General features: G+C 66.4%; 10 protein-coding genes. 3 read left to right on the top strand and 7 right to left on the bottom strand.

Annotated features, from left to right (window positions below; all coding sequences use genetic code 11):
• Positions 1-34 precede the first annotated feature (34 nt).
• Entirely contained in the window at positions 35-442 is a 408-nt protein-coding gene (locus KHF85_RS09545) for a type II toxin-antitoxin system VapC family toxin (RefSeq protein WP_284569381.1), read from the bottom strand.
• Positions 439-696 carry an AbrB/MazE/SpoVT family DNA-binding domain-containing protein gene (locus KHF85_RS09540; protein ID WP_003465530.1) on the bottom strand — a complete coding sequence of 86 codons (258 nt, stop codon included), beginning with the start codon at positions 694-696 and terminating at the stop codon, positions 439-441. The genes KHF85_RS09545 and KHF85_RS09540 overlap by 4 nt, the downstream gene beginning before the upstream one ends.
• 148 nt (positions 697-844) lie before the next feature.
• Between KHF85_RS09540 and acnA the strand changes: the two genes are divergently transcribed.
• The 3 genes from acnA (at position 845) to KHF85_RS09525 (ending at position 6,852) form a co-directional block, all read left to right on the top strand.
• Positions 845-3,613, top strand: a complete 2,769-nt coding sequence (gene acnA / locus KHF85_RS09535; protein ID WP_284569380.1) for an aconitate hydratase AcnA — start codon at positions 845-847, stop codon at positions 3,611-3,613.
• 538 nt (positions 3,614-4,151) lie between these two features.
• Positions 4,152-5,831 (top strand): long-chain fatty acid--CoA ligase, encoded by a 1,680-nt coding sequence (locus tag KHF85_RS09530; protein WP_284569379.1) that lies wholly within the window; start codon positions 4,152-4,154, stop codon positions 5,829-5,831.
• Positions 5,832-5,988: 157 nt separating this feature from the next.
• Positions 5,989-6,852, top strand: coding sequence for a crotonase/enoyl-CoA hydratase family protein (locus KHF85_RS09525; RefSeq protein WP_284569378.1), 864 nt, complete (start codon positions 5,989-5,991; stop codon positions 6,850-6,852).
• Between the two features lie 46 nt (positions 6,853-6,898).
• On the opposite strand, the gene KHF85_RS09520 is transcribed toward KHF85_RS09525, so the two are convergent.
• The 5 genes from KHF85_RS09520 to KHF85_RS09500 all read right to left on the bottom strand — a co-directional run bounded on the left by KHF85_RS09520 (position 6,899) and on the right by KHF85_RS09500 (position 14,111).
• Positions 6,899-9,079 (bottom strand): ATP-binding protein, encoded by a 2,181-nt coding sequence (locus KHF85_RS09520; protein ID WP_284569377.1) that lies wholly within the window; start codon positions 9,077-9,079, stop codon positions 6,899-6,901.
• A gap of 1 nt (position 9,080) precedes the next feature.
• Positions 9,081-10,217, bottom strand: a complete 1,137-nt coding sequence (locus KHF85_RS09515; protein ID WP_003465518.1) for a response regulator — start codon at positions 10,215-10,217, stop codon at positions 9,081-9,083.
• A 169-nt stretch (positions 10,218-10,386) separates the two neighbouring features.
• Complete coding sequence (gene lysS, locus KHF85_RS09510; protein ID WP_284569376.1) at positions 10,387-11,904, bottom strand: lysine--tRNA ligase; 1,518 nt, start codon at positions 11,902-11,904, stop codon at positions 10,387-10,389.
• Between the two features lie 96 nt (positions 11,905-12,000).
• A protein-coding gene (gene prfB, locus KHF85_RS09505; protein WP_100225494.1) for a peptide chain release factor 2 occupies positions 12,001-13,126 on the bottom strand; the annotation gives its coding sequence in 2 pieces (ribosomal slippage) (positions 12,001-13,050 and positions 13,052-13,126; 1,125 coding nt in all).
• 100 nt (positions 13,127-13,226) lie between these two features.
• Positions 13,227-14,111, bottom strand: a complete 885-nt coding sequence (locus tag KHF85_RS09500; protein WP_284569375.1) for a LytR/AlgR family response regulator transcription factor — start codon at positions 14,109-14,111, stop codon at positions 13,227-13,229.
• Positions 14,112-14,149: the final 38 nt, after the last annotated feature.

The raw sequence follows: 14,149 nt of genomic DNA, 5'->3' as shown, positions 1-14,149 counted from the left end.
TTCGGTAGGGGTGAGCGGTAAACGAATAACGGCGTCAGGCGGACGGCTTGGGCACGATGATCTTCAGGCCCTTGAAGTAGTCGCGGAAAAAGCCGTCGTCGTGGGTGATCAGACCATCGCATTGCAGCAGCGCGTGGGCGCCGATCAGGAAATCGGCCACCACCCGCTCGCGCTGGCCGCCGCGGGCACGGAAACGGCGCTGCATCTCGCCGGCGCGCAACGCCGACTTGGCTTCCAGCGCGTTGAAGCGGATGCTCATGTCCTCCAGCACCGACAGCGCCTCGGCACCGTCGCGCAGCGCGCTGCAGACCTCGGCCAGGACGATGTCGCAGACCACCACCGGGCCGGTGCTCAGGCACTGGCGCAGGCAGGCTTCGGTGGCGTCGGCCTGCGGACCGTCGGCCAGCAGGTCCACCAGCACCGACGAGTCGATCGCGATCATGGCTTGGCGGCGGGTTCGAACGGATCGCCCGGCGCGCGGCCGCGGATCGCGCGCATCGCCTCGTCGGTGCTGGCGAAGCCGTCCAGCTTGAAGCGGCCGCGGGCGCGCGAGATCGCATCGTCCACGCTCTTGCGCAGGATGATGCGGCCGCCGTCCAGCTCCACCTTCAGGATGGTGCCCTTGCTCAGGCCCAGCGCATCGCGCACGGCCTTGGGCAAGGTGATCTGACCGCGCTCGGCGACGGTGGCTTCCATGGGCAGGCTCCACAAGGTATGCACAAATTTTACATACTTCAGGCGTCATACTCAAGCCTGCATACAGCGCCGGTCACACCATCCGTACACACTGAATCGGTCAGACTGACCGCCGTCCCTACAGCCGCGACGCCATAGGAGTTCCGTGATGAGCGATTCCTTTTCCACCCGCACCTCGCTCGAGGTCAACGGCAAACGCTACGCCTATTACAGCCTGCCCAAGCTGGCCGAGCGCTTCGACATCGGCCGCCTGCCCTACTCGCTGAAGATCCTGCTGGAAAACCTGCTGCGCCACGAAGATGGCGGCGTCACCGTCGGCAAGGACCACATCGAGGCGGTGGCGAAATGGGATCCCACGGCCGAGCCCGACACCGAGATCGCGTTCATGCCGGCGCGGGTGGTGCTGCAGGACTTCACCGGCGTGCCGTGCGTGGTCGATCTGGCCGCGATGCGCGATGCGGTGGTCAAGCTCGGCGGGCGCCCGGAGCAGATCAATCCGCTGATCCCCTCGGAACTGGTGATCGACCATTCGGTGCAGGTGGACGTGTTCGGCAAGGCCGATGCGCTCGACCTCAACGGCAAGATCGAATTCCAGCGCAACAAGGAGCGCTACGGTTTCCTGCGCTGGGGCCAGAAGGCGTTCGACAACTTCAAAGTGGTGCCGCCGAACACGGGCATCGTGCACCAGGTCAATCTCGAGCACCTGGCGCGGGTGGTGATGACCGGCGAGCGCGACGGCGAGGCGCTCGCCTATCCGGATACGGTGTTCGGCACCGACAGCCATACCACCATGATCAACGGCATCGGCGTGCTCGGCTGGGGCGTGGGCGGCATCGAAGCCGAAGCGGCGATGCTCGGCCAGCCTTCGTCGATGCTGATCCCGCAGGTAGTCGGCTTCAAGCTGACCGGCAGGCTTCCCGAAGGCGCCACCGCCACCGACCTGGTGCTGACGGTGACGCAGATGCTGCGCAAGCACGGCGTGGTCGGCAAGTTCGTCGAGTTCTTCGGCGAGGGCCTGCAGCATCTGCCGCTGGCCGACCGCGCCACCATCGGCAACATGGCGCCCGAATACGGCGCCACCTGCGGCATCTTCCCGGTCGATGCCGAATCGCTGACCTACCTGCGCCTGTCCGGGCGCAGCGAAGAGCAGATCGCGCTGGTCGAGGCCTACGCCAAGGCGCAGGGCCTGTGGCACGACGCCGACACCGCGCACGCCGCCTACAGCGCCACGCTGGAGCTGGACATGGCCGAGGTCAAGCCGTCGCTGGCCGGGCCCAAGCGGCCGCAGGACCGGGTGCTGCTGGAAGACATGCAGCGCAATTTCCGCGACAACCTGGTGCCCTTCGCCGAAGCGCGCCACAAGCGCCACAGCGACGCCAAGCAGGAAGACCGGCTCAAGAACGAAGGCGGCGGCGGCACCGCGATCGGCGCCAAGGCGGCGCACGCCGAGACCGGTGCCGACAGCGGCGCCGGCTGGCAGCTGCGCGACGGCTCGGTGGTGATCGCCGCGATCACCTCCTGCACCAACACTTCCAATCCGGCGGTGATGCTCGGCGCCGGGCTGCTGGCGCGCAATGCCGTGGCCAAGGGCCTGAAGGCGCAGCCCTGGGTCAAGACCTCGCTCGGGCCGGGCTCGCTGGTGGTCACCGATTATTTGAAGAAGGCCGGGGTCATGGACGACCTGGAACGCCTGGGTTTCTACGTGGTCGGCTACGGCTGCACCACCTGTATCGGCAATTCCGGCCCGCTGCCGGACGACGTGTCGGCGGCGATCGCCAGGGACGACCTGGTGGTGGCTTCGGTGCTGTCGGGCAACCGCAACTTCGAAGGCCGCGTGCACCCGGAAGTGAAGATGAACTACCTGGCCTCGCCGCCGCTGGTGGTCGCCTACGCCATCGCCGGCACCACCGACATCGACCTGAGCCGCGACCCGCTCGGCACCGGCAGCGACGGCCAGCCGGTGTACCTGCGCGATATCTGGCCGAGCAACAAGGAAATCGGCGACACCATCGCCGCCACGGTCGGCCCGGAGATGTTCAAGCAGAACTACGCCGACGTGTTCAAGGGCGACAGCCGCTGGGCCGCGATCGCCTCGCCCGACGGCGAGCTGTACGCCTGGGACGCGGCGTCCACCTACATCAAGAACCCGCCCTACTTCGACGGCATGACCATGCAGGTCGGCAACGTCGACGACGTGCACGGCGCGCGCGTGCTCGGCCTGTTCGGCGACTCGATCACCACCGACCACATCTCCCCGGCCGGCAACATCAAGCAGGACTCGCCGGCGGGCCGCTTCCTGCAGGAACGCTGCGTGCAGCCTGCCGACTTCAACAGCTACGGCAGCCGCCGCGGCAACGACGACGTGATGGTGCGCGGCACCTTCGCCAACATCCGCATCAAGAACCTGATGTTCGGCGGCGAAGAAGGCGGCAACACGCTGTACCGCGGGCCCGACGGCGCGCAACCGCAGAAGCTGGCGATCTACGACGCGGCAATGCAGTACAAGGCCGATGGCGTGCCGCTGGTGGTGATCGCCGGCAAGGAGTACGGCACCGGCTCCTCGCGCGACTGGGCGGCCAAGGGCACCAATCTGCTTGGGGTCAAGGCGGTGATCGCCGAGAGCTTCGAGCGCATCCACCGCTCCAACCTGGTCGGCATGGGCGTGCTGCCGCTGCAGTTCCTGGACAACGAGAACGCGCAGTCGCTGGGCCTGGACGGCTCGGAAGTGTTCGACATAAGCGGCTTGCAGGACGGCGCCAGCAAGCGCGCCACGGTCGATGCGAAGAAGGCCGACGGCAGCGTCAAGCAGTTCCAGGTCAAGGTGCTGCTGCTGACGCCGAAGGAAGTGGAGTACTTCAAGCACGGCGGCCTGCTGCAGTACGTGCTGCGCCAGCTGGCGGCACGCAAGGCGGCCTGAGGTCGCGACGGCGCGTGTCCTGCGCGCGCCGTTGCGCTCGCGCAGGCACGCACCGCCGTTCGTGCACGCCGCTGGCGCATCGGCATCGCGTTTCCAAGTACGGGTCTTTGCTGCCACACCGATAGATTGAAGGCACCGCGTTTTCCGAACGGAGCCCTTGCCTTTCGACGCTGGCGGTTGCCGCCCCGCAGTTGGATCGACAGTGGCCTGTTGCTCATGCCGATCCGGCTATTGACCAGGAATTGCGCGCGCAACAGGTTGTGCAGCGCAGCACGATCCATCCCCGCCTCGCCCGCGAAATCCGCGGCCAGCGCAGCCAGCGCATCGCGGCGAGGTCCTTGCACAGCCGCGGTTCCGCCGAATCGCGCTGGCAGCCGCGCAAGGCCAGCAGCAGTGCGCATCCGCATCCCCACGCACACGCCTGACGCATCGGATTGCCTCTCGGTTTCGTCTTTTCCATACGGAACGGTATGCTGCCACCCGCCACGCCGCAGTGTTGCGTCGGCGTGCGGCAGCATTCCACACCAGGGGGTAGTACATGAGTCAGGAACGTCCGTGGTTGCAGAGTTATCCGGCCAGCATTCCCGCCGAGATCGATGTCGATGAATACCGATCCGTCGCCGCCGTCTTCGAAACCTCCGTCGCCAAGTTCGGCGACCGTCCGGCCTACTGCAACTTCGGCAAGACCCTGACCTACCGCGAGGCCGGCGAACTGGCCCGGCACTTCGCCGCCTACCTGCTGGGCGAACTGCAGCTCAAGAAGGGCGACCGCGTCGCGCTGATGATGCCCAACTGCCTGCAGTATCCGATCGCCACCTTCGGCGTGCTGCTGGCCGGCATGACCGTGGTCAACGTCAACCCGCTGTACACGCCGCGCGAACTGCGCCACCAGCTGGTCGACTCCGGCGCCAGCGCGATCGTGGTGATCGACAACTTCGGCAAGACCGTGCAGGACGTGCTGGCCGACACGCAGCTCAAGCAGGTCATCACCACCGGCCTGGGCGACATGCTCGGCTTCCCGAAGGGTCCGTTGGTCAACTTCGTGCTGAAGTACGTCAAGAAGCTGGTTCCCGATTACACCATCCCCAACACGGTGCGCTTCCGCGACACGCTGACCCTGGGCCGGCGGCACACGCTGCCGCAGCTGGACATCGAGCCGGACGACATCGCCTTCCTGCAATACACCGGCGGCACCACCGGGGTGGCCAAGGGCGCGATGCTGACCCACCGCAATCTGGTCGCCAACATGCTGCAGGCCGGCGCCTGGATCGCGGCGACCGGCAAACTGGAGGAAGGCAAGGAAGTCATCATCACCGCGCTGCCGCTTTACCACATCTTCGCGCTGACCGCGAACGGCCTGGTGTTCATGAAGCTCGGCGGCCTCAACCACCTGATCAGCAATCCGCGCGACATGCCCGGTTTCGTCAAGGAGTTGCAGAAGACCCGCTTCACCGCCTTCACCGGGGTCAACACGCTGTTCAACGGCCTGCTCAACACGCCCGGCTTCGACACGGTGGATTTTTCGACGCTGAAGTTCACCCTGGGCGGCGGCATGGCGGTGCAGCGCGCCGTGGCCGAGCGCTGGAAGCAGGTGACCGGGGTGACCTTGGTCGAGGCCTACGGCCTGACCGAGACCTCGCCCGCCGCCTGCATCAACCCGCTGACGCTACAGAACTACAACGGCGCCATCGGCCTGCCGATCCCGTCCACCGACGCCTGCGTCAAGGACGACCAGGGCCAGATCCTGGCGACCGGCGAGGTCGGCGAACTGTGCATCCAGGGTCCGCAGGTGATGAAGGGCTACTGGCGCCGCCCCGAGGAAACCGCCGGCGCCATCGATGCCGACGGCTGGCTGCACACCGGCGACATGGCGCGGATGGATCCGCAGGGCTTCTTCTACATCGTCGACCGCAAGAAGGACATGATCCTGGTCTCGGGCTTCAACGTGTACCCGAACGAAGTCGAGGACGTGATCGCGATGATGCCCGGCGTGCTGGAAGTGGCCGCGGTCGGGGTGCCGGACGAGAAATCCGGCGAAGTGGTCAAGGTGGTCATCGTCAAGAAGAACCCCAACCTCACCGCCGAGGACGTCAAGGCGCATGCCCGCGCCAACCTGACCGGCTACAAGCACCCACGCATCGTCGAGTTCCGCAAGGAACTGCCCAAGACCAACGTCGGCAAGATCCTGCGGCGGGAATTGCGCGACAGCCAGGCGTAGCGATCCAGCAGACACACGGGGGTAGCCCAGCCCCCGCGGCGACCGTCAAGCAAGCAGATACCGAGAGCAAAGGCCAGGTGTAGCATCGCCCGGGTGGAAACGCACTCGCCCGCTGCGCCACGACCTCTCCGCGGGCGTTTCTTCCGAGAACCCTGCCATGAGCATGATCGACACGCTACCCCGTTCCCGCTTCTATTCCACCATCCGCGTCGATTCGGACCGCGCCAACGACAGCCATTGGCTGTACATGCATGCCGGCGCCGGCCACAGGCCATGCTTCCATCCCACGCTGATGCGCGAGATGCACAGCTACCTGTCCTCCATTTCGCACCCCGGCCAGCAACAGCAGGCACAGCTCAACAGCCTGGTACTGGCATCGGATGGCAACGCCTTCAATCTCGGCGGAGACCTGGACCTGTTCGGGCAGTACATCCGCCGTCGCGATCGCGACGGACTGCTCGCCTATGCGATGAGCTGCATCGAAGGCGTCTACCAATTCCACAAAGGTCTGGACGGCAGCTTCCGCACGATCGCGCTGCTGCAGGGCGATGCGCTCGGCGGCGGCCTGGAAATGGCGCTGTCCTGCCACCTGATCGTGGCCGAAGAGGACGTCGGCATGGGATTGCCGGAGATCCTGTTCGGGCTGTTTCCCGGGATGGGCGCGTACTCGTTTCTAAGCAGGCGCGTCGCCCCGAATCTTGCGGAAAAGATCATCATGGAAGGACGCATCTACAGCAGCCAGGAGATGCACCGGATGGGGATCGTCGACGTCCTGGTGCCCAAAGGCGATGGCGTGGCGGCAGTGCAGGAGCTGATCCGGCAACAGCGTCGTGCGCCGCTGGCGCAGCTTGCGATGAATGCCATACGCAACGTGGTGCAACCGGTCCGACACGAGGAATTGGTCGCAGTCACCGAGATCTGGGTGGACACGGCGCTGACGCTTGGCGAAAAATCGCTGCGCACGATGGATCGCCTGGTACGGGCGCAGACCCGACGGGCGCAAGCCGGCGTTGCCGCCTAGCCGGGCCTGGGTCAGGAGAACGGCCCGGCCTCGCGCCGGGCTTCCGCTAGCGCAATTCCTCGCCGTCTTGCACTGCGCTTTGCCTGGCGCGTAGCTCCAGCGCTTCGCGGCCCTCGGTCAGACTGGCATTGAGCGCCATCAACCGATGCCGCCACTCGCCGCGCATCTGCCATTCGGCCATCTGCATCAGTTCGCCGCCCAGGCTTGCCAACTTCACCAGCCCCAGGTTGCTCGCAACGCCCTTGATCGCATGCGCGTGCTCGCGCAGACGTTCCCAGTGCTCGTCATCCCCAGCCACCTGCATGCCGCCGAGGCAGCCCTCGGCATCGTTGAGACATTGCGAGATGAACTCTCGCTCGAAGCCGTCGCCCATGCCGAGCCCGGCCAGTTCATCGAGAACGGACGGATCCAGCACGCCTTCGATCGATGCGGCGAGCGGGCGCGCCGATGTCTCATTGGCACCGCTTAGCTTGCCGTCGGTGGCAATGTCGGTCAGCGTGTCCAATAGTCGGTTCGCCACCAGCGGCTTGGCCAGGAAGGTGTGCGCGCCGGCCTGCTCGCAGCGCTGGATCGATTCGGGGGTGACATCGGCACTGAGCACCACCACCGGCGTGTATGGCCCACCGGCCTGCATCACCCGCAGCTGCTTGAGCATGTCCAGCCCGCTCATGCCGGGCATATGCAGATCGACGATCACCGCGTCGAATTCGCTTTCGGCCAGCGCGTCGAGCACCGCCTCGGCGCCATCGACGCAGATCGCCCGATGGCCCGCCTTCTGCAACATGCGCTGCAGCACCATGCGGTTGGCAGCATGATCGTCGGCGACCAGAATGCGCATCCCGCGCACGCGCGCGCGATGGCGCAGGAACGGATCGAAAAAGGCAATGACGTTGCCGCTGGGATCGAACTGCTCGGCTGGCGCCGTTGTTGCGCCAGCTGTCGCTGCCGCTACCGTGGTCTGCGCAGCGCTGGCCACGAACGGCAGTTCGAACCAGAAATGGCTGCCGCGCGGCGGATGTTCCTGGTAGCCGATGCTGCCGTCCATGGCCTCGACCAAGCCCTTGGCAATCGTGGTGCCCAGGCCAGTACCTTCGTAGCGACGCGACAAACCGACATCCGCCTGTTCGAAGGCTTCGAACAGCCGCGCGCGCATCTCCAGCGGCACCCCGATGCCGGTATCGATAATGCCGAAACTCAACCGTTTCGGCTGGCCCTGCTCGCCGTTCTGTATCCGCACGCGGATGTCGACCCGGCCCATCTCGGTGAACTTGATCGCATTGCCCGCCAGATTGAGCAGGACCTGGCGCAAAAGGCCAGGATCGCCCGACAGACCGTCCGGTACGTCGGCGGCCACATCCACGTGGTAGATCAGGCGCTTGGCACGCGCCTGCGGCTGCAGGATCAGACTGATGCCTTCCAAGGTCTCGCGCAGCGAAAAATCTCGCTTTTCCAGGTGCAGCTTGCCGGCCTCGATCGCCGAGATGTCCAGCACTTCCTCGACCAGCGACAACAGGCTGCACGCCGAAGCCTGGATCGTGTTGACACATTCGCGCTGCTCCGCGTCCAGACGCGTGGTCGCCAGCACCTCGGTCATACCCGACAGGCCGTTCAATGGAGTCCGGAATTCGTGACTCATGTTGGCCAGGAAACGGCTCTTGGCCTCGCTGGCGCGACGCGCCTCGGCGGTGGTGGCGGTCAATTGCCGCAGCAGCCCTGACAGATACATCGGAATCGCCGCCAATCCAACCAGCAGGCCGATGCCCAGACCGCGATTGGCGATCCAGTAATCGCTGGTCAGCAAGGTCACGCTGAAACTGACCACCGCCATGGCTACTGCCAGATACAGGTAGCGGTTGCCATAGCGCAAACCGTTGCCGATCGCCACCCACATGACGATCACGTAGATGCACGCCATCGGTTCGCCGATCGCGCTCATCGCCATGCCCATCAGGCCGTAGTCGGCGATCATGCCGATCACCCGACGTACATCCGACCGCTGCGGCCGCAACAAGATCCAGGTCAGCACCACCAGCGCGACCGCCTGCGAGATCAACGTCAGGCCGATGACGTAGGCTTGCTGCCTGGTCGGGATGCCCCAGGTGCGAGCGAAGATCAGTTCGTACACCAGGATCAAGGCGACCATGGCGATACGCACCAGCGCCTGTCCATGCTCGCTGTCGGTGCGGTTGGCGAGCCGATGTCGTAACCAGGCGATCGCTGACGTCATCTCACACCCCCGGCCGAACCGAGGCTGTCGAGAACTTCTCGCAGATCATGTGCAACTGCTCGCGCCCGCGGAACAGCGCGTCCACGCAGCGCGGGTCGAACAGGCGGCCGCGTTGCGCGTAGAGATAGGCGAGGGTCGCATCCATGGTCCAGGCTTCCTTGTAGGGACGCGGCGAGATCAGCGCGTCGAAGACGTCGGCGACCGCCACGATCCGCGCTTCCAGCGGAATCGCGTCGCCGACCAGGCCGTCGGGGTATCCGCTGCCATCGTAGCGCTCATGGTGGCGCAGCGCGATCAGCGCGCCAACCTGGATGAAGCGGTTTTGGCTGCCGCTGAGCAGTTCGTAGCCGATGCGCGGGTGCATGCGCATCACCGCCATCTCCTCCTCGTTCAGCTTGCCGGGCTTGAGCAGCACCGCATCGGGAATGGCGATCTTGCCCATGTCGTGCAGGCTCGCGGCCATCTCGATGACCCGCACCTCGTCCTCGGACAGGCCCAGCTGCTCGGCGATCAGGCCGGCCACGTGCGCCATCCGCTCCAGGTAGGCGCTGGTCCCGGCGTCGCGGTACTCGATCGCCCGCGCCAGCCGCGACAGGGTCTCGCGCTCGCGTTCCTCGACCTCGCGCATGCTGGCCAGCAGGCGCTGCTCCAGCGACATCGCACGCTGCTTGATGTTTTCGCTCTGCAGCCGCAGCTGCAGCAGGTTGTGGCAGCGCGCGCGCAGTTCGCGCGGGCGGATCGGCTTGACCAGGAAGTCGATGATCCCGGCTTCCAGCGCGGCCTGGCGGATCGGCTCGTCGCCGACCACGGTGATCAGGATGATCGGAATGTCGCGGTGCTTGGGCAGCCGCCGCAGCCGCCGCGCGAACTCCAGCCCGTCCATGCCGGGCATGCGGTAGTCGAGCAGCAACAGGTCGACCTTGCCGGCCTCGCACCAGGCCAGTGCGGCCTGCGAGTCGCCGAAGTCGCGGACGGTGAGCTCCGGGGCGATGTCCTCGATCACGTGGCGCAGCATCGTGCGCGCGGACGTCTGATCGTCGACGATGACGATGTTCAAGCGATTGTCCGCCCCCTGCGCCCAGTCCGGGCGGTCGCTGCTGGAGGATACTCCTGACAGGCTCATGCTGGCATCTTGCATCTGCGATCCTCTCGCCCATGGGCATCGGGTTGCTGGGACAACAACGGGAAACGCTCCGGCGCCGGCCGCGCCGACCCAACCGCCTCACTTCCGCTTGCTTGCCAACCACTTGCTTGCCGACGCCCGATACGAGAACCCCACGCCAAGGCTACCGCCGCCTGCGGCTAGATTAAGCCTCCGGACGCATGTACGGGAACAGCAGCACGTCACGGATCGAACTGCTGCCGGTCAGCAACATGACCAGACGGTCGATGCCGATGCCCAGGCCGCCGGTGGGCGGCAGGCCGACCTCCAGCGCACGGATGTAGTCGGCGTCGAAGTGCATGGCCTCGTCGTCGCCGCCCTCCTTCGCCGCCACCTGGGCCTGGAAGCGCGCCGCCTGGTCTTCCGGATCGTTGAGCTCGGAGAAGCCGTTGGCGATCTCCTTGCCGTTGACGAACAGCTCGAAGCGGTCGGTATAGCCCGGCTCGGTGTCGCTGGAACGGGCCAGCGGCGATACCTCGACCGGGTGGTCGGTGATGAAGGTCGGCTGGATCAAGGTGTGTTCCACGGTCGCCTCGAAGATCTCCAGCAACAGCTTGCCCCAGCCGTAGGACGGCTTGGTGCGGATCTTCAGCCGCTCGCAGTGGCGCAGCAGCGCGTCGCGGTCGGTGCAGTCGGCGGCGCTGATCTCGGGATTGTGGTGGCGCACCGCCTCGTCCATGCGCCAGCGGCGGAACGCCGGGGCCAGGTCGATGTCGGCGCCGTCCCAGTGTACCTGGGTGGTGCCGAGCACCTCCTGGGCCACGTCGCGGATCACGCGCTCGGTCAGGTCCATCACCTCATGGTACGTGGCGTAGGCCTCGTACAGCTCCATCATGGTGAATTCGGGATTGTGCCGGGTGCTGACGCCTTCGTTGCGGAAATTGCGATTGATCTCGTAGACGCGTTCCAGGCCGCCGACCACCAGCCGCTTCAGGTACAGCTCCGGCGCCACGCGCAGGTACAGGTCCAGGTCCAGCGCGTTGTGGTGGGTGGTGAACGGCTTGGCGGTGGCGCCGCCGGGAATGTAATGCATCATCGGCGTCTCCACTTCCAGGAAGCGGCGCGCGTCCAGCCAGGCGCGCATCGCGCGGATGATCCTGGAGCGCTTGACGAACACCTCGCGCGCCTCCGGCGACACGATCAGGTCCACGTAGCGCTGGCGGTAGCGCTGCTCCACGTCGGACAGGCCGTGCCACTTGTCGGGCAACGGGCGCAGCGCCTTGGTCAGCAGCCGCAGCGCGCTGGCGCGCACCGACAGCTCGCCGGTCTTGGTGCGGGTCAGGCCGCCTTCCACACCGATGATGTCGCCGATGTCCCAGCCCTTGAACGCGTCGTAGGCCGGGCCCAGCGCGTTGGCCTGCAGGAACAGCTGGATGCGCCCGGATTCGTCCTGCAGCTGCACGAAACTGGCCTTGCCCATCACCCGCTTGGCCAGCAGGCGCCCGGCCAGGCGCAGGCTGCGGCCCTCGGCCTCCAGCGCCTCGGCGCTCCAGCGCTCGGCATCGGCGAATTCGGCCTGCAGGTCGCCGGCGAAATCGTGGCGGCGGAAATCGTTCGGATAGGCCACGCCCTGCGCACGCAGCGCTCCCAGCTTGGCGCGGCGTTCGGCGATGAGGCCGTTTTCGTCGACGGGAAGGGACGGCGCGGGGGTCTGCTCGGTCATGGCAATGGGTACGCGGAGAAGAAGGGAGAGGATGCAGCAGATGCGGGTGACGTGCCGCGGGGCCGGCTTGCGCCACGGTGGGCGCAGGCCGCCGGTTCAGGCGTCGCTGCGTTTGGCGCCGACTTCCAGACCGGACTTGAGGCTGGCCTCGACGAATTCGTCCAGGTCGCCGTCGAGCACTTTTTGCGTGTCGGTGCGTTCGATGCCGGTGCGCAGGTCCTTGATCCGGCTCTGGTCGAGCACGTAATTGCGGATCTGGCTTCCCCAGCCGATGTCCGACTTGGTCGCCTCGACCGCGTCGCGCTCGGCGTTGCGCTTCTGGATCTCCAGCTCGTACAGCTTGGCGGCGAGCATCTTCATCGCGTTGTCGCGGTTCTGGTGCTGGCTGCGCCCGGTCTGGCAGGCGACCACGATGTTGGTCGGGATATGCGTGATGCGCACCGCCGACTCGGTCTTGTTGACGTGCTGGCCGCCGGCGCCGGAGGAGCGGTAGACGTCGGTGCGCAGGTCGGCCGGATTGATCTCGATGTCGATGTTGTCGTCCACTTCCGGCGACACGAACACGGAGGTGAAGCTGGTGTGGCGGCGGTTGTCCGAGTCGAACGGCGACTTGCGCACCAGCCGGTGCACGCCGGTCTCGGTCTTCAGCCAGCCGTAGGCGAAATCGCCTTCCACGCGCAGCGTGGCCGACTTGATCCCGGCCACTTCGCCGCCGGAGACTTCCATCAGTTCGGTCTTCCAGCCGCGCGACTCGCACCAGCGCAGGTACATGCGCAGCAGGATCTCGGCCCAGTCCTGGGCCTCGGTACCGCCGGCGCCGGCCTGGATGTCGACGAAGGCGTTGCTGGCGTCCATCTGCCCGGAGAACATGCGCTGGAACTCCAGCTTCTCCACGTGCGCCTGGAAGCGCTCGACATCGGCGACCACCGCCAATGCGGTGTCCTCGTCGTCCTCGCTCTCGGCCAGCTCGAGGAACTCCAGCGCCTCGTTCAGCCCGTCGAGCACGCTGGCGATGCCGCCGACGGTCTTCTCCAGGTTGGCGCGTTCGCGGCCCAGGCCCTGGGCGCGTTCGGGGTCGTTCCAGACATCGGGGCTCTCAAGCTCCCGGGTGACTTCCTCTAGGCGCTCTTTCTTGACGTCGTAGTCAAAGAAACCCCCGAAGCGACAGCACCCGCTCGGACAGATCGGCGATGCGGTGGCGGATGGGATTGAGTTCGATCATGGCGGCATTCCGGCAAACGGCAAACAAGAGCGCGATTCTAGCAATTCCGGCCGCCGTGCCACAGCGCGCGCGGCGCCGCCCAGGCCGGGCAGCGCCGCGATCACGCGGCGACCGCCGCCTCGCCCTCCCCGGCCGCCGCGCGCAAGGCGGCGCGGTAGCGGCGGCTGCACGGCACATGGCTGCCGTCGCGCGCCTCGCCGGCCTCCAGCGGCTCGATCGAGACCACGCAGCCCAGGTTGACCATGTAACTGCGGTGGATGCGCACGAACACGGCCGGGTCGAGCATGGCCTCGATCGCGGCCATGGTGCTGCGCAGCGGGTAGTCGTGGCCGCGCACGCGCAGGTTGACGTAGTTGCCCGAGGCCTGCAGCCATTCGATATCGGCAGCGGCGACCAGGAAATCGCGGCCGAGCTTGCGCACCAAAAAACGCTCCGGGCGCTCCAGCGACTTCACCGGCGGGCCTTCGTCGGGCGCGCCGAGCAGGGCCGCCTCGCCCTGCCAGCGGCGCAGCAGGAGGCGGTACATCTCCACGCACAGCAGCATCGAGGCAAGGCTGCGCAGGTCCTCCAGGTATTCGTAGGCCAGCCCTTGCGGCCACGATCCGAAGTCGTAGTGCTGGCCCTGCAGGCGATACACCACGCTGCGGATCGCGACCATGCCCAGCACGTGCAGCACCGACAGCGCGACGCTGCCCAGCAGGTAGGCCGGCAACCGGCGCGGCCAGTTGTCCCAATGCAGCGGATAGCGCCGGGTCAGCGCCGCCAGCAGCGGCACGATCAGCAGCAACACCAGATTGCTGGACCATTCCCACAGCGCCGGTTCCCACGCGGCGAAGTGCAGCCCGGACCTGCGGATGTCCATCAGCACGGTGGTGCTGTTGGCGCTGCCGTTGACCAGGGTCAACGCGACCCAGAAGCCGATCTCGAAACTGCGGCGCCACGGCAGGAAGCGGGAGTAGACGCTGGTAACTGGCGATTCGGACATGGCGCATTTTAGCGCGCCGGCCATTCGACAATGGCCGG

Source organism: Xanthomonas graminis pv. graminis, from assembly GCF_030168915.1.
GTDB classification, from domain to species: Bacteria; Pseudomonadota; Gammaproteobacteria; order Xanthomonadales; family Xanthomonadaceae; genus Xanthomonas_A; species Xanthomonas_A translucens.
This window is presented reverse-complemented; position numbering and strand designations above follow the sequence as displayed.

Excerpts from the sequence above, each read along its gene's own strand:
- KHF85_RS09545 (WP_284569381.1), bottom strand. The coding sequence starts at position 442 with ATGATCGCGATCGACTCGTCGGTGCTGGTGGACCTGCTGGCCGACGGT.
- KHF85_RS09540 (WP_003465530.1), bottom strand. The coding sequence starts at position 696 with ATGGAAGCCACCGTCGCCGAGCGCGGTCAGATCACCTTGCCCAAGGCC.
- acnA (WP_284569380.1), top strand. The coding sequence starts at position 845 with ATGAGCGATTCCTTTTCCACCCGCACCTCGCTCGAGGTCAACGGCAAA.
- KHF85_RS09530 (WP_284569379.1), top strand. The coding sequence starts at position 4,152 with ATGAGTCAGGAACGTCCGTGGTTGCAGAGTTATCCGGCCAGCATTCCC.
- KHF85_RS09525 (WP_284569378.1), top strand. The coding sequence starts at position 5,989 with ATGAGCATGATCGACACGCTACCCCGTTCCCGCTTCTATTCCACCATC.
- KHF85_RS09520 (WP_284569377.1), bottom strand. The coding sequence starts at position 9,079 with ATGACGTCAGCGATCGCCTGGTTACGACATCGGCTCGCCAACCGCACC.
- KHF85_RS09515 (WP_003465518.1), bottom strand. The coding sequence starts at position 10,217 with ATGCAAGATGCCAGCATGAGCCTGTCAGGAGTATCCTCCAGCAGCGAC.
- lysS (WP_284569376.1), bottom strand. The coding sequence starts at position 11,904 with ATGACCGAGCAGACCCCCGCGCCGTCCCTTCCCGTCGACGAAAACGGC.
- KHF85_RS09500 (WP_284569375.1), bottom strand. The coding sequence starts at position 14,111 with ATGTCCGAATCGCCAGTTACCAGCGTCTACTCCCGCTTCCTGCCGTGG.